At 43.5% G+C, this 19,495-nt stretch carries 19 protein-coding genes and 1 tRNA gene; 11 read left to right on the top strand and 9 right to left on the bottom strand.

The window, feature by feature from the left end; translation table 11 throughout:
* Positions 1-149: 149 nt before the first annotated feature.
* Positions 150-226, bottom strand: a tRNA-Met gene (locus FTV30_RS09850).
* 176 nt (positions 227-402) lie between these two features.
* On the opposite strand from FTV30_RS09850, the gene FTV30_RS09845 reads away from it, so the two are divergent.
* Together FTV30_RS09845 and FTV30_RS09840 are read left to right on the top strand one after the other, a co-directional pair.
* A complete protein-coding gene (locus FTV30_RS09845) occupies positions 403-807 on the top strand; it encodes a hypothetical protein (protein ID WP_005096274.1) in 405 nt (134 codons plus the stop codon).
* Positions 808-1,047: 240 nt separating this feature from the next.
* A complete protein-coding gene (locus FTV30_RS09840; protein WP_005096273.1) occupies positions 1,048-1,488 on the top strand; it encodes a universal stress protein in 441 nt (146 codons plus the stop codon).
* A 53-nt stretch (positions 1,489-1,541) separates the two neighbouring features.
* Here the strand turns inward: FTV30_RS09840 and FTV30_RS09835 are convergent, their stop codons facing one another.
* Positions 1,542-1,838: an MGMT family protein gene (locus tag FTV30_RS09835; protein WP_005096272.1), complete on the bottom strand. Its 297-nt coding sequence runs from the start codon at positions 1,836-1,838 to the stop codon at positions 1,542-1,544.
* Positions 1,839-2,025: 187 nt separating this feature from the next.
* Positions 2,026-3,525 (bottom strand): sodium:proton antiporter, encoded by a 1,500-nt coding sequence (locus tag FTV30_RS09830; protein ID WP_005171990.1) that lies wholly within the window; start codon positions 3,523-3,525, stop codon positions 2,026-2,028.
* A 229-nt stretch (positions 3,526-3,754) separates the two neighbouring features.
* On the opposite strand from FTV30_RS09830, the gene FTV30_RS09825 reads away from it, so the two are divergent.
* The gene (locus FTV30_RS09825) at positions 3,755-4,309 is read left to right on the top strand and encodes a hypothetical protein (RefSeq protein ID WP_005171992.1); all 555 of its coding nucleotides are present in this window, start codon (positions 3,755-3,757) and stop codon (positions 4,307-4,309) included.
* 243 nt (positions 4,310-4,552) lie between these two features.
* Here FTV30_RS09825 and FTV30_RS09820 read toward each other — a convergent pair whose 3' ends face one another.
* Together FTV30_RS09820 and FTV30_RS09815 are read right to left on the bottom strand one after the other, a co-directional pair.
* Positions 4,553-5,458: a neutral zinc metallopeptidase gene (locus FTV30_RS09820; RefSeq protein ID WP_100534416.1), complete on the bottom strand. Its 906-nt coding sequence runs from the start codon at positions 5,456-5,458 to the stop codon at positions 4,553-4,555.
* A gap of 48 nt (positions 5,459-5,506) precedes the next feature.
* Positions 5,507-6,433 (bottom strand): DUF808 domain-containing protein, encoded by a 927-nt coding sequence (locus FTV30_RS09815; protein ID WP_086044017.1) that lies wholly within the window; start codon positions 6,431-6,433, stop codon positions 5,507-5,509.
* Between the two features lie 189 nt (positions 6,434-6,622).
* Here FTV30_RS09815 and trpS point away from each other — a divergent pair, with 189 nt between their 5' ends.
* A complete protein-coding gene (gene trpS, locus FTV30_RS09810) occupies positions 6,623-7,636 on the top strand; it encodes a tryptophan--tRNA ligase (RefSeq protein ID WP_180001519.1) in 1,014 nt (337 codons plus the stop codon).
* 352 nt (positions 7,637-7,988) lie between these two features.
* Here trpS and lysS read toward each other — a convergent pair whose 3' ends face one another.
* Entirely contained in the window at positions 7,989-9,518 is a 1,530-nt protein-coding gene (gene lysS, locus FTV30_RS09805; RefSeq protein ID WP_005172002.1) for a lysine--tRNA ligase, read from the bottom strand.
* A 382-nt stretch (positions 9,519-9,900) separates the two neighbouring features.
* Here lysS and FTV30_RS09800 point away from each other — a divergent pair, with 382 nt between their 5' ends.
* Positions 9,901-10,395: a YqiA/YcfP family alpha/beta fold hydrolase gene (locus tag FTV30_RS09800; protein WP_180001518.1), complete on the top strand. Its 495-nt coding sequence runs from the start codon at positions 9,901-9,903 to the stop codon at positions 10,393-10,395.
* 40 nt (positions 10,396-10,435) lie between these two features.
* On the opposite strand, the gene FTV30_RS09795 is transcribed toward FTV30_RS09800, so the two are convergent.
* Entirely contained in the window at positions 10,436-10,978 is a 543-nt protein-coding gene (locus FTV30_RS09795) for an adenine phosphoribosyltransferase (protein WP_005096259.1), read from the bottom strand.
* 488 nt (positions 10,979-11,466) lie between these two features.
* Between FTV30_RS09795 and rubA the strand changes: the two genes are divergently transcribed.
* The 5 genes from rubA to FTV30_RS09770 all read left to right on the top strand — a co-directional run bounded on the left by rubA (position 11,467) and on the right by FTV30_RS09770 (position 15,666).
* Entirely contained in the window at positions 11,467-11,631 is a 165-nt protein-coding gene (gene rubA, locus FTV30_RS09790; RefSeq protein WP_005096258.1) for a rubredoxin RubA, read from the top strand.
* Between the two features lie 96 nt (positions 11,632-11,727).
* Positions 11,728-12,906, top strand: coding sequence for a rubredoxin reductase RubB (rubB, locus tag FTV30_RS09785; RefSeq protein WP_100328821.1), 1,179 nt, complete (start codon positions 11,728-11,730; stop codon positions 12,904-12,906).
* A 57-nt stretch (positions 12,907-12,963) separates the two neighbouring features.
* Positions 12,964-13,902: an esterase EstB gene (gene estB / locus FTV30_RS09780; RefSeq protein WP_100357259.1), complete on the top strand. Its 939-nt coding sequence runs from the start codon at positions 12,964-12,966 to the stop codon at positions 13,900-13,902.
* Positions 13,903-13,915: 13 nt separating this feature from the next.
* Positions 13,916-14,824 carry a LysR family transcriptional regulator OxyR gene (gene oxyR / locus FTV30_RS09775; protein ID WP_005172010.1) on the top strand — a complete coding sequence of 303 codons (909 nt, stop codon included), beginning with the start codon at positions 13,916-13,918 and terminating at the stop codon, positions 14,822-14,824.
* Positions 14,825-15,078: 254 nt separating this feature from the next.
* Complete coding sequence (locus FTV30_RS09770; RefSeq protein ID WP_180001517.1) at positions 15,079-15,666, top strand: response regulator transcription factor; 588 nt, start codon at positions 15,079-15,081, stop codon at positions 15,664-15,666.
* 61 nt (positions 15,667-15,727) lie between these two features.
* Here FTV30_RS09770 and ppk1 read toward each other — a convergent pair whose 3' ends face one another.
* Positions 15,728-17,809, bottom strand: a complete 2,082-nt coding sequence (ppk1, locus tag FTV30_RS09765) for a polyphosphate kinase 1 (RefSeq protein WP_100355284.1) — start codon at positions 17,807-17,809, stop codon at positions 15,728-15,730.
* Between the two features lie 111 nt (positions 17,810-17,920).
* The gene (mtgA, locus tag FTV30_RS09760; RefSeq protein WP_005096252.1) at positions 17,921-18,595 is read right to left on the bottom strand and encodes a monofunctional biosynthetic peptidoglycan transglycosylase; all 675 of its coding nucleotides are present in this window, start codon (positions 18,593-18,595) and stop codon (positions 17,921-17,923) included.
* Positions 18,596-18,673: 78 nt separating this feature from the next.
* Here mtgA and FTV30_RS09755 point away from each other — a divergent pair, with 78 nt between their 5' ends.
* Positions 18,674-19,492 carry a rhomboid family intramembrane serine protease gene (locus FTV30_RS09755; protein ID WP_180001516.1) on the top strand — a complete coding sequence of 273 codons (819 nt, stop codon included), beginning with the start codon at positions 18,674-18,676 and terminating at the stop codon, positions 19,490-19,492.
* Positions 19,493-19,495: the final 3 nt, after the last annotated feature.

Genomic DNA, 19,495 nt, shown 5'->3' with positions numbered 1-19,495 from the left:
GCTAAAAGTAGAAAATTAATCAACAATCACAGAAAAATAATTTTGGAAATATCTGAAAATTTACTGGATGCTTCAAATAATTTTTATCATGCGCCATACTTTTTAAAAGACAAAAAAAGAGACCAAGCTGAGAGCTTGGTCTTTTAAAATGGTGGCTATGACGAGACTTGAACTTGTGACCCCCGCATTATGAGTGCGGTGCTCTAACCAACTGAGCTACATAGCCGTAAACTGTGTGCGCATTATCGTAATTTCAGGTGCTATCGTCAAGCATTTTAAAACACAAATGTTCAGTCTTTATGCAAATGAAGAATAAACTCTTAAACTTTAAACAATATTAGATTTTTTATTTGGTATTTCACATATTCTTATGAAGAACTTTAATGCTTGGAGCTTTCACCGATGTACAAAATTAACATACTGATTCTTTTGCTCAGCACTTTAGCAATCACCGCCTGCCAAGTGATTTCTCCTATTTTTGTCAACTATAATGGAGTACGTCGCGATGTGGCACAGTGGATTAATCATCAACAATTCATGAGCATGCAACAGAAACGCACCTTGGCGCAATTAAGTCGGGCTCAACAGCAAATCAAGCGTTATCCGGAATATGATCAGACTCAACGACTGGCCATTGCCAAAGAAAATCAGATTGCATTCTATTGTGCACGTTTGCATGTGAACGAACATAAAATCCAGCAACTGCAACAACAAATTTTCGCACCTGAGACGCATTCGATTTTAAATCAATATGAACAACTGGCACCACAAATCAAATTGGACCCGGCATCCATTCAATGTGATTGACAATCAGCTTGAATATTCCTGTAAATTCATATAATTCAATTATTTAAAATCAATAAACCATGAAACTTAAAACTCAGAAACCTGCGCTTAACTGTTTAATCTATTAGACATTATACCTATGTATTTACTTGGTTTTATTTTTATACAATACAGGCTATGATCAAAGTATAAACAACTATTCGTACTCGGTTTAACGTGTCATCATTTTTATAACACTTAATTCCCAACAGGAGAATTCTAATGCCTTTTGAACATATTTTAGTCCCTATTGACGGTTCGGAAACATCTTATGCTGCCGTTGATAAAGCAGTCGAAGTTGCCAAAGCATTTAACAGTAAAGTGACAGTGGTACAGGTACTGACACTCGACCCTTATATTGCTGCGGAATATATCTCTGCAGCGCAAACCAACGACCTGATTGAACGTGCCCGCACCTCGATCTTAAAAACTCTGGATGAAGCCAAAGCAAAATTCTCTGGTGCAGGTGTTGAAGTAGATACCCAGCTACTTGAAGGCCAGGTGATTTATAGCGAGATTGTCAAAGCAGCGAAAGATTTAAATTCTGACCTGATCATAATTGGTTCACATGGCCGTACTGGCTTCAAGAAACTGTTCCTGGGCAGCGTAGCTCAAAGCATTCTAGGTCAGGCCGATATTCCAGTGATGGTTATTCGCAAGTAATCCGTGCATCAAACTTAAAATCCCCACTTTCTAAAAGCGGGGATTTTTTATATCTAGACCCAACCATCCCACTGATAGCGTTTTAAATCCACACGATCACCGTCAAGTACAATCCCTTCCTGTATCAGCTTTTGTTGCTGAATATTCTGGCCAGATGAATCAAGCTTGTTCAGACTGATTTTAGCTTGTGCATTGATCACCCGATACCAGGGAATGTCGGTATTTTCTTCCAGATGACTTAAAACCCGACCCACTAAACGTGCATGTTGAGGTAAACCGGCCAGTCTGGCAATCTGCCCATAGGTTGCAACTTTTGCATAAGGGATCTGACTGACCACAGTCAAAATCATCTCTGCCATTTCCTGACTGGCTGAACTTGTCTTGCTGCATTTCATCTGTTCAATAGTACCTGTAAATAAAAGATCACGCCCTGATCCCCCTATTAACAGCTATAAGAAAATGAGCAAGCCTGATTCAAACAATCTCATTTCACTATTAAACATAATCCAGTAGCGCTTTATCTTCTGGATTTTATCTTTAGAAATTATCTGGATTTTCCAGCCGTTTTACCTCTTGAACTTTGTCTGGATGATGTACGGTAGCAACACCATCGATATCTTTCTGATCAATCAGAATCTCTGGCTGAAAAATAGTGATGGTTTCATTTCCTTTGACATCTTCTCCGACAATATATTGAAAACCCTTACGGTTCAGCTTGTGGCACATACGCTGGTACCAGCCTTTAAAGCCCTGTGTGTCTTCCTCGGGATTATAGTAAAAAGCATTCATCACTGCAGGTAAGCCCAGACCACACACCAGACCCGACAAGAGCACCACAATAAAGGTATAGCCCACCAAGATACTGCTATAAGCCTCTAGCTGAGGAATATTGGCCACCGCCAGAATAAGCGCCAGGGAAATCCCGCCACGCACACCGCCCCAGGACAAAATCGTTAAACTGCCGTTATAGCTTTTTCGGCGTATTTTGGGGAACATGGCAAATGCCAAGTGATTGGCAGCAAAGCGCGCTAAATGTAAAATAATAAATGCCACAATCCCGCCCAAGACCAGACTGGTACTCAGGTCAAGAATAAACAACTCCAAGCCAATCAGAGTAAACAGGAAGGAGTTAATAATCCCTTCAACCGTATGCCAGAAATGGTTCACGTCACCAATATCGGCATCGGCCAGAATTTCTTTCCATTTATTACCGACAATTAAGCCACCAATGACACAGGCAATCGGTGCTGAAGCATGGGCCAATAAAGCAATAAGATAAGAGCCACATGCCAATAAAGCAGTGGTCAGAATCAGTGACTCCATTTCATGCTTGCCACGCAAAATTCTTAATATTGCAAAGCCAAATCCCAGACCAATCAGTACGGCCACCACAATCTCATACAATAAAGTTTGCATGACAGCCAGTACCGTAAAGTTTTCGCCTTGCAGAACATTGAGCAAGGTCATAAATAAGGCGATACACATGGCATCATTAAATAACGATTCGCCTTCCAGCTTGACAATCAGATGATGCGGTGCGCGAACTGAACTCAATACACCTTTAATGCCGATCGGATCAGTCGCCCCCAAAGCCGCACCAAGTAATAACAACACCAGTAAATCCACATGATTACCAATCAGGAACTGATAGCCATATAAAACTGCACCAAAGAACACCGCGCAAAAGACCAACGCTAAACTTGCCAAAATACCAATCGGTCGCCAATGATTACGTAAATCTGAAACCTTAAACTTCAGTGCAGATGAGGTCAGAATAAAGCAGATCACCCCATTGATCAGAAAGTCATAAAAATCGATATTACGAACAGCCTGCTCGATATTGTCAATATTAATACTAAAGAATGGATTACCTTGTAATAAACTGGCGCCCCATTGCAAAATAAAAACAAAGATGGCCGAAACAATCGGAACACCGATCGCTTGCGGAAAACCTAAAACACGCTTATTAAACATAGTGGTGGCAATGGAAAGTGCAAAGACCACCGTGAGTAGCTGAAGAAAAAAGAAATTTCCCATTCGGTTTCCTAAAGTCGGGCGAGATGGAGCAATATGCGCCGAGCGGCATGGTCAAAATAGAGATTTGAATAGCAGAGCATTAGTAAAAAGGCATTCTAGCAAAACAAGTTTAATCCTCTTTTTATCGAATTGAGTTAAGTTTCTTTTCAGTATTTCCGAATGATGATTTAACATACAGATCAGCACTCGGCTTTTGCTTTCCCATCTTTCTATTTTGAATTTTTCTCCCATGCACCAAACTGTCAAAACCATTTTTCGTCTTTGTTTTGCGAGCGTGATTTTTCTGATCACCTTATCCTTATGTTTTACCTGCTTCGCTAAAATTCAGGAGATTCTGCAGGCAGAACAGCATTATCAGCAGGCAACCCGTATTCCCTTGAAAAGTACAACTGGCGAACAGTATGTTTTGGTATCTAATAACCAGCGACCGGACAATGCCATTTTTATTCTGATTGCAGGAAATGGTTATGTGGCCAAAATCAATTGTGAGCATTACAGTGCTTTATGTAGTGATGAGGACAATCAATCACATACCCGTCAAATCCAGAGCGTCCACCTAATTAAAGCGGGAAATCTGTTTTATATTGAAAAAATTCAATTTAGAGATAGCCGGACTGGCAAAGTCACGGCTCTCGAATATACCAACCATGATATGCAGCAGTTCTATCAAAATGACATCAACAATCTCAAATATACGGTCTTTGCCATTGCCTTATTTGCTTTGGCCGCCTTATTTGTCAGTATCAAGATATTAAGAAATTTCCGGCGTTTTCTGCATAAATAAAAAAGGATTGCCTGCTCCACAGGTGCCCCACAATTGAATTAAGTAGATTTTGGAGATGCGAGTGTGACAAGGAGGTCACACCTTAGCCATCACGACAAGCATGTTGTGTATGGCGAACAAAAGACTTTTGCCTGCTTTTGACCTGTCAAAAGCAGGATTTCATGACGTCATAGATTCAAACTATAACCAAAGTTAAAATGATGAGAAGCAGTGGCACCTGCTCCTTTTTTATCTGGAAACAAGCTAAATATTTTGGTTAAAGGTATCGCAATTCGAAACCTGACCCGATTTCAAGCCGGTATTAAACCACTGTACGCGCTGCGCACTGCTGCCATGGGTAAAGCTGTCCGGTACCACCTGCCCGCGAGCACGTTTCTGTAAATAGTCATCACCAATTTTATGTGCGGCATCCATAGCTTCCTGCACATCTCCCTGTTCTAGAAACTGGGTGCGCTGATGATTATGGTAGGCCCAGACTCCAGCCAGACAGTCTGCCTGCAATTCTTGGCGCACTGAAAGCTGGTTACTCTGTACCTCGCTTGCCTGCTGACGTGCCTGCTGTACTTGAGAGGAAATCCCCAAAATCGTCTGGATATGATGACCTACTTCATGGGCCACCACATAAGCCTGCGCAAAATCTCCGGCCTGATCATTACGGGAGAGCTCGGTGGCATTCTGTTCCCCACTAATCCCCATCTGAGTACGCATATCTTTAAAGAATGCGGTATCGATATAAACTTTCTGGTCTGCCGGACAGTAGAAAGGTCCCATCGCCGCCTGAGCCGTACCACAACCCGAATTCACAATGCCATTGAACAAAACCAGTTTCGGGGGAACATACTGCTGATTTAACTGCTGCTGAAACACCTGAGTCCAGGTATCTTCAGTATCTGCCAGTACGGTGCCGACAAAATCAATCGACTCCTGCTGTTCCGGTGTCGGATTTTCCAGCCCCCGTGTTTCCGCCGTACCCGATACGCCTTGGGTGACCTGTTTGGTGGTTTGATAAGCTTGCTGTGGATCGACGCCGAAGAATTTCCAGGCCACAAAAGCCACAATCAACCCAATAATACTGATTCCGCCAGCTTTGGCACCACCACCGCGACGGTCTTCTACATTACTACTGACACGACGACCTTTCCAACGCATAGTTTTTTCCTTTTCTTCATCTGCTCAATTTGCAGATATTTTTGCATCTTAAGCTTTTGATGATTTGGGCCAGATTTTTTTAATCAGGCTGATGACCAGCATCACCAGCAGACCCGCTAAAATTCCCACGGCGAAATTAATCAAGGTCGGTGTCAGGGCACCTACAATATTTCCGATACTGGGAATATCCTGTACATAGCTAACACTATCTTCAGTAAAGTGGTGAATAACAGGAATAGCATGATTAATAATTCCCCCACCGACCAGGAACATCGCAGCAGTTCCAACAACTGATAAAATTTTCATCAGAATCGGGGCAAATGCCAACAAGCCGCGTCCTATTTGTTGTTTAAAATCGGACTGCTGCTCGGTCAGATGCAGACCGATATCATCCAGTTTGACAATCAGGGCAACAAAACCATAGACCCCGATGGTCATCACGATCGCGATCAGGCTTAAAACGGTAACTTTGGTCAGCATAGAGGCTGCTGCCACCGTCCCCAAGGTAATCACGATAATTTCAGCCGAAAGGATAAAGTCGGTGCGAATCGCGCCTTTGACTTTTTCATTTTCAAACTGGTGCAAATCTGTTTCAGTCTGGATCAGTTGCTCACGGGCCTGTTCAGCATCCTTGGCCTTCGGTGTATACAAGGTGTGTACGATTTTTTCCACGCCTTCATAACACAGAAACAAACCACCCAGCACCAATAAGGGGTTAATCAGCCAGCCGGCAATAAAGCTGATTAACAAGGCCAGCGGCACTAAAATCAGCTTATTGACAAAAGAACCTTTGGCCACTTTCCAGACTACTGGTAATTCACGATCTGCCCGTACGCCTGACACTTGCTGTGCATTTAAAGCCAGATCATCACCGAGGACGCCTGCTGTTTTTTTGGCTGCCATTTTGCTCATCACAGCCACATCATCCAAGACCGTCGCAATATCATCTAATAATAGTAATAAACTGCTCGCCATACTTATTATCCTTATCATATTTCAGTTTATTTTAATCAAAATTCTTAAAAATATTGTATTCACTTGTTTAATTAATAAGATTTTTTTAATACAGCTTTTTTTCTGGCTGACAATCAAAAACAGAATACCGTACAATATTGCCATTCGTTAAAATACAGCTGTAGTACTGACTACCCTTTGGAATAAATAATGAGTAATCAAGATAATCGTCCAGTGATCTTGACGGGCGACCGTCCTACCGGACAACTTCACCTCGGCCACTTTGTCGGTTCATTACGCTCTCGTGTAGGCCTGCAAGATTCTCACCATCAACACTTGTTACTTGCTGATGCTCAAGCACTCACCGATAATGCCGATAATTTTGAAAAAGTACGTCGTAACATTATTGAAGTGGCAACGGATTATCTGGCTGTCGGTATTGATCCAACTAAAACTACAATTTGTGTTCAGTCATGTTTACCTGCCTTAAACGAACTGACGATGCTTTACCTCAATTTCGTGACGGTGTCACGTTTAGAGCGTAACCCGACCATTAAATCTGAAATCCAGATGCGTGGTTTTGAGCGCGATATTCCAGCGGGTTTCTTATGCTACCCGGTGGCTCAGGCAGCAGACATTACGGCATTCAAGGCCACTGTTGTTCCTGTGGGTGAAGATCAGATTCCAATGATCGAACAGACCAATGAAATCGTGCGTCGTCTGAACCGTCAAATCGGTCATGACCTGTTACCAGAATGTAAAGCGCTACTGTCTAATGTCGGCCGCCTTCCTGGTTTTGATGGCAAGGCGAAAATGTCAAAATCTTTGGGCAATACCATTGTGCTGGATGCGACAGATAAAGATATTAAAAAAGCCGTCAACGCCATGTATACCGATCCGAATCATCTTCGTGTGGAAGACCCAGGTCAGGTTGAAGGCAATGTAGTATTCACTTATCTGGACGCCTTTGATCCAAATAAAGAAGAACTGGAAGAACTCAAAGCTCATTATCGTCGCGGTGGCTTGGGCGATGGTACGGTGAAAAAACGTCTGGAAGGCATTCTCAAAGAACTGATCGGTCCAATCCGTGAGCGCCGTATTGAACTGGCTAAAGACCCTGACTATATTATGGATATTTTAAAGACCGGAACAGATAAATGTTGTGATATTACCCAGGCGACTTTAGATGAAGTGAAAACCGGTTTAGGTGTATTCCGTTTCTAACATAAACTGATCACCTAAAGCTCTTCATATGAAGGGCTTTTTTATTGCGAGGTGTTTATGCACGATAAAGCAGCAAACTCGCCCATAGAATCTCCATAGTTTTAACCTTAATTAACATCTATTAACATGAATACTGCTGAGTCAAGCCTTATCGGGTCGTAATATAGCTACATACAGTAAGGAATCAGATTTAACTCTCTCCACAGTTAATCTTGATGTAGTTTGAAAAAAACATTCCTTTTTCTACGCAATGATCACCCCAATCATTGCGTTTTTTTTGTCTTTAATTTTTTAGTATAGCGATTTAAAGCATAAAAAAACCCGCCTAAGCGGGTTTTCTAAAATTCAGCACTTATGCATTTTTATGACGCATATGCGGGAACAAGATCACATCACGGATACTTGCTGCATTAGCAAAGATCATCACCAGACGGTCAATACCAATACCTTCACCGGCTGTTGGCGGTAGGCCATATTCCAGTGCTTCTACAAAGTCTGCATCATAATGCATCGCTTCATCATCACCCGCATCTTTTTCCGCAACCTGTGCCTGGAAACGTTCCGCCTGGTCGATTGGATCATTTAATTCCGAGAAGCCATTTGCCAGTTCACGACCACCAATAAAGAATTCAAAACGGTCGGTGATGTGCGGATTATCATCATTACGACGTGCCAATGGAGAAGTTTCCGCTGGATATTCCGTAATGAATGTTGGTTGACGCAGTTTGGTTTCAACTGTTTCTTCAAACACAATCGTTTGCAGTTTACCCAGACCAAAACCTGGCTTCACTTGCTCTTTCAATTCTTCTTGAAGGAATTTTGCCAGGAACTCACGGTCATTGACATTTTCCGGAGTAAATTGCGGGTTATTTTCCAGAATTGCATCAAACATTGAAATTTTCTTGAATGGCCCTTTGAAGCTATACACTTCATCACCATAAGGTACATCGGTCGAACCCAAGATATCCAGCGCCAGTTTTTCCAGCATCTGCTCGGTCAATTCCATCAGATCTTTATAATCTGCATAGGCTTGATAGAATTCAATCATGGTGAATTCTGGGTTGTGACGCGTAGATACCCCTTCGTTACGGAAGTTACGGTTAATTTCGAACACACGTTCAAAACCACCCACCACCAAACGTTTTAAATAAAGCTCTGGCGCAATACGCAAGAACAATGGCATATCTAGTGCATTATGATGCGTTTCAAACGGACGCGCAGAAGCACCGCCTGGGATCACATGCATCATTGGCGTTTCAACTTCCATATAACGTTTTTCAGTCAGGAAGGCACGAATACCTGCAACCACTTTGGCACGAATTTCAAACGTTTTACGGGTTTCTTCGTTCACGATCAGATCAAGATAACGTTTACGATACTTCACTTCAGTATCATTCAGACCGTGGAACTTGTCTGGCAGCGGACGCAATGATTTGGTTAATAATTCAAAATGTTCGATGTGTACATACAGATCGCCTTTGCCTGAACGACCGATATAACCTTCGATTGCAATAATGTCGCCAAGGTCTAGACCTTTGATGGTCGCAAGTACATCTGCAGCGAGTTCTTTACGGGCGACATAAAGCTGAATACGACCTGTCATGTCCTGGATCACAATAAATGAACCACGGTTTAACATCACACGACCGGCAACTTTGACGTAGACCTTTTCGCCTGCTTCAATTTCTTCTTTAGATTTATCAGCGAACTGGTCTTGTAAATCTTGGGCATAATGCTCACGCTTAAAGGTATTTGGCCATGGGCTTTTACCAGTTTCTTGTGCCTGAGCTTCGATTTGCTTTAACTTGGCATGACGCTGTGCAATTAAATCGTTTTCGGAAATGATTTGTTCAGAAGTCGATTGAGCGTTAGTTTGCGTCATCTCTGCCTCGAATAAGATTAGTTAAAAAATAGAAGTTGCATAGGATAGCAGAAATCCTACCCGAATCGTAGCTTAAACACTCTCAGGAAGCGGCTTTTCTTTGGAAAAATCCACTATCTCGGCATTTTCCCAACCTTATCCCGTCAATCTAATCCACTCTACCAATACAATTCAGCTCGATTTGGAGCCGATTATGCGATTACTTAGATGAAAGTCCTAGTGTGTGATGAGGTAGAGCAAATTACTGCACAGAAAAATGCTGGCTTAGACCAATAGCTAACTGCCTTGAATGTCCACACGTTCTACAATGATGCTCAGATTGAAGATGATGTGCCAATCAATAAATACCAATATGGCATGCCCCATAAAAATGAGTAAGATTATGTCTAAGATTTTGTTTTTACATGGCTTAGATTCCTCCAGAGAATCCACCAAGTTTCATGCAATTGATGTCGTGCATAAATATTGTATTGATGTCGATTATCGTAATCTGAGCTATAATTCGGTCGCCAGTTTTTATCATGAGATGATTGAAACCATCAAACCGGATATTCTGGTGGGTCATAATCTTGGCGGCTATTGGGCACTGAAAATGTCGCAGGCTTATCACCTTCCCTGTGTGGTGGCGAATCCCATTTTGCAACCCAATTTCAGAGATGATTATCCGGCAATTTGTCATGGCGATTTACAGCATGATATTCCGCAGTTTGCCTATCTAGAACTGGGCGATGAAATTCTGGATATGCATGCGGTTCAGGCACAGCTGGAAGATTATATGCAGATTCAGGCAGTTGATGGCGGACATCATCGTCTGGAACACCCAGAACAGGTGAACGAGCTGATTCAGGAAATCGAATATCATTTTATCCGACAATAAAAAAGCCCCAATATCCGGGGCTTCTTTATATGCTTTAAGCTTAGGCTACTGCAGCTTCAGGCTGGGATTTATCATCCAGTACTGACCAGATATCCAGACCTAATTCAGCATGCAAATCAGGAAGATCAAGAAAGATACTTGCACCTAGTACTTCATGCTGACATTTGAGTGCCAATTCATTTACCGCTTTTAAAGTTCCGCCTGTTGCCAGAACATCATCAACAATGATGACTTTCTGAGACTGAACTTCCGCAGACATTTCTAAACGATCCAGACCATATTCCAGGCTATAACCGACACCCACGACTGGAGGCGGCAATTTTCCTGCTTTACGCACCAATAACAAACCTTTTCCGGTACGTTGTGCCAACAGGCTTGCCAACACAAAACCACGCGCTTCCACTGCGATAAAGCTTTCTACTTCTGCCAGTTTGTCAGCAGGAATGCTGGCAATCAGGGCATCAGTCAATGGACCAATATTGCTCATGAAAAGTGGGGTCAAATCATAAAAGCAAATTCCTGGTTTTGGAAAATCTTGGACCGTACGAATGTGAGACCACAAAGAAGTAGATAAATTGCTCATGGGAGATCTTAAAAAAAGAAAAGGAATATGCGAATTTTAAACCTATTTCCAGCCAATGAACAAGCCGAGCTGTATAATAAAAACTCAATATTTAAGCACAAGTTATTGATTTTATTAAATTCATTTATTATAAAAATATTTAATCCAGACTTTACTGATTCTAAATTATATAAAAACCTCAGTTTTTACTGCACGACTTTGGTCTATAACGCCTCATTTAAGCTAAATTTTGCCACAGCAGCCGCTTCATCACTCCACAGCATTTGCCAGCAAAGCCGATTTGACTCATTTTCAGAGAAATACTGAATCCCAAAGTCATTCTGCTGCTAATTTCGCTGATTAAGCTTTTATTCACTTTACTTTCTGAATAGAACTGCGTAAAAATTTAGCCAAATATGTTCACTGTTAAAAAGTCATATTCTTTTAGAGTCTTGCCATTTTATGGATTTTAAGCTGACGGTTACACTTGCTCAGTTTTGGAGAGTTACATGAAAAAGTATCAATGCATCGTTTGTGGATGGATTTATGACGAGGCGGAAGGTTGGCCTCAAGACGGCATCGTGGCGGGAACCAAATGGGAAGATATCCCGGATGACTGGACCTGTCCAGATTGTGGCGTGTCTAAAGTCGATTTCGAAATGATCGAAGTCTGAGCACGCCCAGTTAAAGACCATGTCGATATGGTCTTTTTTTATGTCCTTTTTATCCTCATATAAAACAGCATGGAGCCCTACAGCATGGAAACGACTATGCATCCTATCGTTATTATTGGTTCAGGTATGGCAGGTTATGCTGTAGCACGTGAATTTCGCAAACTTAATCCAGAGCATGAACTGCGGATGATTTGCGCGGATGATGCGATAAATTATGCCAAACCTACCCTTTCCAATGCTTTGGTTGGCAAGAAAGCGCCTGAACAGATTGCATTGGGCGATGCTGCAAAAATGTCGGCACAACTGAATATGCGGATTGAACAGCAGACTTGGGTCAAAGCCATTCATCCGGAAGACCATCAGCTGGTACTTGAGAAAGATGGTCAGGAAAGCACCCAGAATTACTCCAAACTGGTCTTGGCGGTCGGTGCCAACCCGGTACGTTTAGCCATTTCCGGTGATGCCAGTGATGACATTCATGTGGTAAATAATTTAAGTGACTATAAGACGTTCCGCAGCAATCTGGCGGCACGTGAAGATAAACGCGTGGTGATTTTAGGCGCAGGCCTGATTGGCTGCGAATTTGCCAATGACCTGCAAAATACCGAGCATCAGGTCACAGTGATCGATCTGGCACCTCAACCGCTGGGCCGTTTATTACCTGAACATGTTGCAACGGCCTTCCAGAAAAACCTTGAAGAAACCGGCATTCATTTCGTCTTGGGCACCACGGTCGAGAAGGTCTCTCGTGCTGAAAATGGTGACTATTTGGTCATGCTGGCCAATGGTCAGTCTCTCGTTGCTGATGTGGTTTTGTCTGCGGTAGGTCTACAGCCGAATATTTCTTTGGCCAAACAGGCAGATGTTCATACCAGTCGTGGAATTTTAACCACGGCGCAACTGGAAACCAATCATGCCGATATTTATGCCGTAGGTGACTGTGCTGAAGTGAATGGTACCTTATTGCCTTATGTCATGCCCATCATGCAACAGGCGCGCGCGCTGGCAAAAACCCTGAATGGCGAACATACGGCTGTACATTATCCGGCTATGCCAGTGGCAGTGAAAACGCCTGCTGCACCTTTAACTGTCCTGCCTGCACCAGTCGATGTTGAGGTCACCTGGGAAACTGAAGAGCTGGAAGATGGCATGCTGGCCAAAGCCATCGACGGTAGCGGCACTTTACGTGGCTTTGTACTCTTGGGTGCAACTGCGGGCAAACAACGTCTGTCTTTGACCAAGCAGGTTCCTGACTTGATTCCTGCTGTGGTTTAGAGGTTTAATACTCAGGATATTTTTTAAACAAAATATCCTTTAATTAGGACAGCAATTATGCACAGCGCATTACAGTTTAATCTTTCTCCATATAGTTCTTTCATGCGTGAAACCAGAGTTGATCTGGGTAATGGTGTGGAATTACATGTCGAGGTGGGCGGAAATCCGGAACATCCTACGCTGCTCCTGATTATGGGACTAGGTGCGCAGGTACTGTACTGGCCTGACTTTTTTTGTAAATCATTGATTGATCAAGGTTTCCATCTGGTACGTTTTGATAATCGCGATATTGGCCTGTCTTCAAAAATCCATAACAAGGGCCCACGCTTGAACACCCTGAAAATGATGAGCCGTTTTGTGCTCGGTCTGGGCAATCAGGGGGCACCTTATGACCTGTATGATATGGCTGAAGATGTCAGTCTGCTGATTGAAAAAATGGGGCTGGATCAGGTTGATGTATTGGGTGCATCCATGGGTGGCATGATTGCCCAGATTCTGGCGGCACGCTATCCGGACAAAGTCAAAAAACTGGGTTTACTGTTTACCAGCAACAATCAGCCGCTGTTGCCACCGCCCTTTCCCAAGCAACTCTTTAGTTTGATTGACAAACCGGCTTCAACAGATGAAGATGGTATTGTAGATCATAGTCTAAAACTGTTTAACATCATCGGTTCGCCAGGTTATGTCAATCATCTGGAAGCGGTGCAGACCGCACGTAAATTATATAAACGAAGTTACTATCCTGCCGGTGTACTTCAACAGTTTTTAGCAATATTATGTACAGGTTCATTGCTGCAACTGAACAAGCAAATCAAGCAAGAGACCCTGGTGGTTCATGGTGCTCGTGATCGATTGCTGCCTCCTAGTCATGGCAAGGCCGTTGCAAAAGCGATTCCAGGGGCTAAATTTGAATTAATTGATGGAATGGGGCATGATATCCCACCGCATTTTATTCCATATCTTAGCGAATTATTTGCTGATCATTTTAAATCATAAACATTAGGACACTATGGCTGCACTACCCTCCTTAAGACAGCTGTCATACCTCGTAACACTGTCAGAGACGCTACATTTTACAGAAGCTGCTCGCCGCTCATTTGTCACCCAGTCAACTTTGTCTGGCGGCATTATGGAGCTGGAGCGTTTACTCGGTGGCGTACTTGTTGAACGCGACCGCCAGAATGTTCGTTTAACGCCTCTTGGTGAACAAGTGGTTGCACGCGCACGTGTTCTACTGGCTGATGCCCAGGACTTGATGCGCTTAAGTCGTGAGATGAGTGAACCCTTAACCGGTGATTTACATCTTGGCGTGATTCCTACGATTGCTCCCTTCCTGCTGTCACAGCTGCTAGAAGAAGTGCATAAACAATTACCAAAAATCCAGTTGCATCTGCATGAAGCACAAAGCGAGAAAATTGTAGAAAAACTGGAACATGGCAACCTGGATATGGTGGCCTTGGCGCTACCTTTCGATACACGTGGCCTGAAAGTGGCCGAGATTGCCAAAGAGAATCTGTATCTGGTTTATCAAAAATCAGACCAACACGCTGCACAAGCGAATTCTCTGGAAGATCTTGATCTGTCTCGCCTGATGTTACTTGAGGAAGGTCATTGCTTACGTGATCATGCCCTGAGTGCCTGCCCGATTGGTGAGCGTAAAAATGATCATCGTTTAAAAGCCAGCTCTTTGCCGACTTTAATCGAAATGGTCTCTGCAAATCTTGGTTTTACTTTATTGCCAGAAATTGCGATTTATACCAATATGATCAAAGCCAACCCTGAGATTCTGGTCAAGCCAATCAACTCTGCGCCAAGTCGCACCCTGGCATTGGTGACGCGTAAAAGTACGCCGCTACAAAGCGAGTTTGATGTGTTATTACAGATTTTCCAAAAAATCACTCAGCACAATGCTGCTTGAGCTAAAATTTTAGATGATTAAAAGGAGCACACCCGTTGCTCCTTTTTTTATATCTCAAAGTGGATATAACCAACCATCATAGACCTGCTAAAGTCTCAAGCTGACTGTTAATGTCATCGGTTTTAATCTGTAATAAATGCTATTTAAGACGAAGATGAGGTAATTATCGTTAAATCCCTATTTTTTGGGATATTCATTTTATTTTGCTTCATCCACAGTATAGCCTTCTCTCAGAATCAACAGGATTGAGCTTATTGGCTGCCCTCTTGCCTGCACCGGTTTTAGTCATCGCTTCATCTACTGACCTGGACCTGTCCAAAACTCAGACTGTGCTACAACAACTGGGCTATCAACCAGATATGCTGCTGTATGCAGACAATTTCCAATCTGCACAAGAGATGATTGCCGAACATCTACCTAACTTGATTCTTTATCACCTGACAGAAGCCTCACAGATTCATTTCATCGGCCAGATGAAACGGCATAACCCAAATACACCTGTAGTTGCCGTACTCAAGAGTGAATCCACAGCACTCATTTATTCAGCAATCTTATCTGGTGCAAATAGCTATATCCAACCTCAGGCTTCATTCATCCAGTTTGCTGAAAGCCTGAAAATTGTCTTGCGCGGCGGTGCCTATATCCATGCTGAACTGGCAGAACATATCCTGTACCAGCTCACTGGGAAACCCTGTCTCAAGGTAACCGAATTGCAGCTCTTACGCTTACTCAGCCAGCAAAAACCCCCAGTAGACATACAGCACCAGCTCCAGCTGACTGATTATCAAATGTATGCCCAGGTCAAACAGATCTATCGCAAAATGCTGATATCCTCTGATTAAAACCCTTGAATGCTATTTTCTGGATAGAAAAGAGGCTGAATTTTCAGCCTCTTGAGAGCATTTATTTAAACAAGTCCAATAAAATGCGTTGAGCATTATGTGGCTTTTCACCTTCTTGCAGCTGTGCCCGCAGCCAGGTTCCATCCCCTTGTAATAACCAGGATTGCTGATTATCTTTCAGATAGTTAAGTAGCCCCTGTTGATAGATGCGTTTTTTCAACGCTTCATCTTCTACTGGGAAGCAGGCTTCGACCCGGTTAAACAGGTTACGATCCATCCAGTCTGCGCTTGAACAGTAAACCCGTGCATTACCGTTATTGCTGAAATAATACACGCGGGTATGTTCCAAGAAACGCCCGACAATCGAACGTACCCGAATATTTTCAGACAAACCTGGCAATCCCGGACGCAAACTACAAATCGAGCGGATAATCAGGTCAATTTGTACCCCCGCCTGAGAAGCTTCATAGAGTTTATTGATCAACTGCATCTCGGTCAGCGCATTAACTTTGACAATAATCTGCGCCGGCTTGCCTGCCTTGGCATTCACGATTTCATTATCAATATAATTAATGAGTTGGGTATGTAAGGTAAATGGCGCATGTAACAGCTTTTTCAGCTTGGCCATTTTTCCCATACCGGTCAGCTCCTGAAAGATACGGTGCACATCTTCACACAGGTCTTTATCCGTGGTGAGCAAACCATAATCGGTATAGATTCGCGCATTGCCGGCATGATAGTTGCCGGTTCCCAGATGCACATAGCGCACCAGTTTATTATTTTCCCGGCGTACCACCAGAATCATTTTGGCATGGGTTTTATAGCCAACGATGCCATAGACCACTACCGCACCGGCTTCTTGCAGGACATTGGCCACTTCGATATTGGATTCTTCATCGAAACGTGCACGCAATTCAATCACGGCCGTGACTTCCTTGCCATTGCGGGCAGCTTCCGCCAGCACCTGCACGATTTCAGAATCCGGGCCACTGCGGTACAAGGTCTGTTTGATCGCCAGCACTTGTGGATCACGTGCAGCTTCACGCAACAATGAAATGACCGGTGCAAAAGACTCAAACGGATGATGCAGCAAGATATCCTGTTTTTGCATGGCACTAAAAATATTTTCAGATTTTTTTAGTACTTTGGGAATGATCGGGGTATGTGAATCATAGCGTAAATGCGGGCGCTTGAAATTAGACAATAAGCGCGCCAGATTAACTGGGCCTGCGACTTTATAAAGCTGCTCTTCTTCCAGATCAAATTCATTCAGCAGATATTCATAAATATGCTGCGGACAGTTTTCTGTCACTTCCAGACGTACAGCACGGCCAAAACGGCGTGAACTGAGTTCGCCTTTAAGCGCCTTAGCCAAATCTTCAACATCTTCATTCAGGGCCAGATCGGCATTACGCGTGACACGGAACTGATAGCAACCGGTCGCTGTCATGCCCGGGAACAGATCCGAAACATGTTCATGAATAATCGCGGACAGCATCACATGATGCTCTTTGCCATCGGTTAATTCATCTGGCAGACGTACCACGCGTGGTAACGAACGTGGCGCTGGCACCACAGCCAGATCAATCTGACGGCCAAAGGCATCTTTACCTTCGAGAGTCACAATAAAGTTCAGTGATTTATTCACCAGACGTGGAAACGGATGTGCAGGGTCTAGGCTAATTGGCGTCAGGACGGGCGCAACCTGTTCCTGAAAATATTTTTTCACCCAGGCCGATTGTGCCGGAGTCAGTTCACCACGGCGCAAGAAACAGATATCTTCCTCACGCAGTTTTGGCAAAATTTCTTCATTTAAAATACGGTACTGGCGTTCAATCGCAGCATGTGCAGTTTTGGAAATCTGTTCCAGCACCTGCTTTGGGGTCAGGCCATCCGGACTGCGACTTTCATTGTCCAAATCTAACTGTTCCATCATTCCTGCGACCCGAATCTCAAAAAATTCGTCCAGATTACGCGAGAAAATTAACAGGAAATTCATGCGTTCAAGCAAGGGATGTAAAGGATCGACAGCCTGTTCCAGGACGCGTAAATGGAAGTCTAAAATAGACAGTTCACGATTTATATAACGATCATTATATGTATATTCGGGCTGTGCTGAAGTAGTGCTGGCTGCCGTATTCATATCAAACCTATGCGGATTTAAAATTGTGCTTATCAGTTCAAGTATGCTTCAAATTGATGACAATTTCATAAAAAAAGGCCCAAAAACTGGGCTTTTTCTTTAAATAATTATTTAAGGCAATTCTGCATAACGCATATAACGCTGAATCATGCGCTTGCGTGCATTTAAGGCAGAGGAGTTGCGATGATCCTGAAAATATTTTGGATTGGTCAGAATGGCCGCCAGAAAGATCGCTTGATCCTGAGTCAGGCTTTGCGCAGTTTTGCCAAAATAATGTTTGGCTGCGGCTTCTACGCCATAGATATTGTCACCAAATTCAATCGAGTTTAAATAGACTTCCAGAATCCGCTGTTTCGACCACATGCGTTCCATCATCCAGGTGGCCACCGCTTCCTGGCCTTTACGTACAAATGAACGCTTATTAACCAGAAATAGGTTTTTCGCCAATTGCTGGGAAATGGTAGACCCCCCAGCCACCACCCGGCCCTGATCCCGGTTTTTATTCAGCGCAGTTTGAATGCCGTCCCAGTCAAAACCATGGTGATGAATGAATTTTCCATCTTCTGCAGTGACAATGGCACGTTTCAGATTCAGGCTGATCTCATCATAGGGACGCCATTGATGTTGAATGGCTTTGGAAGGTTCCGTCCAGTAATCAATCCGCATCATCATGGTGGTATTGACCGGATTGGTTCGCCACCAGGCCAGACTGGCAAAGATCCACAATTGAATCAGTAAAATCACACTGACGATGACTAATATCGTGCGGATCAGAAAGGCTTTCATGTCAGTGCGTTACTCCTGAAAATTTGATTTTTCGTGTTAAGCTTATTCGAAATATACAATCACAGCAAAAAAAATAGCATGTCTAAATACGCTCCCCCTGTCGTACACCGCAAACTTGAAATACAGCTCTGGTGGATCACGGCCATTTTAATCGCGATTAATGTCGGATTATTTGGCTGGCAGGCCATCAATGGTATGGATATCAGCCAGCCGAGTACCCGAGATGCGATTCTCTGGGGTGCCGATTATGCACCTTTAACCTATTTAGCGGAACCCATGCGTTTGTTTAGCAGCATGTTTTTCCATTTTGGCCTGATTCACCTGATGTTGAATATGTGGGCCTTGTATATTTTTGGTAGTGTTGCCGAACAACTGTTTGGCCGGATGTATTTTATTGGCTTATACCTGTGTGCCGGCTTAATGGGCAGTTTGCTCAGTGGCTATATGAACATTCAGGACAGCTATGATCTGATTGCAGGGGGTGTGGCCAACCCAAGTTTATTGCCGGCGGTCAGTGCCGGTGCATCCGGTGCGGTGATGGGACTCGGCGCTTCACTGACGGTATTGGCCCTGTTGCCGATGCTGCCCCAGCAACGTTTTATTCTAGATAAAAAGACCTTGGTGATGGTGATGGGTCTGAACCTGGCCATGGGCTTTATGATCAGCGGAATCAACAATGCCGCACATATTGGTGGCATGTTGATGGGCGCTTTTTTAACCTTGCTGTGGTACGCCGGACAAAAAATGCAGCATAGCCGCATGATCAATCTGATCGCTTTAGTGATTGGTTTCGGCCTCTGTGTGCTGCTTTATCAACATAACTTGGCCTTGATCGAAGCAATTCGCCCACTGTGGCAAGATATTCTCGACCTGATGCGACAACAATTGCAGCTTTAAATC

The organism is Acinetobacter sp. YH12255 (assembly GCF_013417355.1).
In the GTDB taxonomy this organism is placed as follows: domain Bacteria; phylum Pseudomonadota; class Gammaproteobacteria; order Pseudomonadales; family Moraxellaceae; genus Acinetobacter; species Acinetobacter pseudolwoffii.
Note: the sequence above shows the minus strand (reverse complement) of the source record. Positions and strands in the feature narration are given on the sequence as shown.

Excerpts from the sequence above, each read along its gene's own strand:
- FTV30_RS09845 (WP_005096274.1), top strand. The coding sequence starts at position 403 with ATGTACAAAATTAACATACTGATTCTTTTGCTCAGCACTTTAGCAATC.
- FTV30_RS09840 (WP_005096273.1), top strand. The coding sequence starts at position 1,048 with ATGCCTTTTGAACATATTTTAGTCCCTATTGACGGTTCGGAAACATCT.
- FTV30_RS09835 (WP_005096272.1), bottom strand. The coding sequence starts at position 1,838 with ATGATTTTGACTGTGGTCAGTCAGATCCCTTATGCAAAAGTTGCAACC.
- FTV30_RS09830 (WP_005171990.1), bottom strand. The coding sequence starts at position 3,525 with ATGGGAAATTTCTTTTTTCTTCAGCTACTCACGGTGGTCTTTGCACTT.
- FTV30_RS09825 (WP_005171992.1), top strand. The coding sequence starts at position 3,755 with ATGCACCAAACTGTCAAAACCATTTTTCGTCTTTGTTTTGCGAGCGTG.
- FTV30_RS09820 (WP_100534416.1), bottom strand. The coding sequence starts at position 5,458 with ATGCGTTGGAAAGGTCGTCGTGTCAGTAGTAATGTAGAAGACCGTCGC.
- FTV30_RS09815 (WP_086044017.1), bottom strand. The coding sequence starts at position 6,433 with ATGGCGAGCAGTTTATTACTATTATTAGATGATATTGCGACGGTCTTG.
- trpS (WP_180001519.1), top strand. The coding sequence starts at position 6,623 with ATGAGTAATCAAGATAATCGTCCAGTGATCTTGACGGGCGACCGTCCT.
- lysS (WP_005172002.1), bottom strand. The coding sequence starts at position 9,518 with ATGACGCAAACTAACGCTCAATCGACTTCTGAACAAATCATTTCCGAA.
- FTV30_RS09800 (WP_180001518.1), top strand. The coding sequence starts at position 9,901 with ATGTCTAAGATTTTGTTTTTACATGGCTTAGATTCCTCCAGAGAATCC.
- FTV30_RS09795 (WP_005096259.1), bottom strand. The coding sequence starts at position 10,978 with ATGAGCAATTTATCTACTTCTTTGTGGTCTCACATTCGTACGGTCCAA.
- rubA (WP_005096258.1), top strand. The coding sequence starts at position 11,467 with ATGAAAAAGTATCAATGCATCGTTTGTGGATGGATTTATGACGAGGCG.
- rubB (WP_100328821.1), top strand. The coding sequence starts at position 11,728 with ATGCATCCTATCGTTATTATTGGTTCAGGTATGGCAGGTTATGCTGTA.
- estB (WP_100357259.1), top strand. The coding sequence starts at position 12,964 with ATGCACAGCGCATTACAGTTTAATCTTTCTCCATATAGTTCTTTCATG.
- oxyR (WP_005172010.1), top strand. The coding sequence starts at position 13,916 with ATGGCTGCACTACCCTCCTTAAGACAGCTGTCATACCTCGTAACACTG.
- ppk1 (WP_100355284.1), bottom strand. The coding sequence starts at position 17,809 with ATGAATACGGCAGCCAGCACTACTTCAGCACAGCCCGAATATACATAT.
- mtgA (WP_005096252.1), bottom strand. The coding sequence starts at position 18,595 with ATGAAAGCCTTTCTGATCCGCACGATATTAGTCATCGTCAGTGTGATT.
- FTV30_RS09755 (WP_180001516.1), top strand. The coding sequence starts at position 18,674 with ATGTCTAAATACGCTCCCCCTGTCGTACACCGCAAACTTGAAATACAG.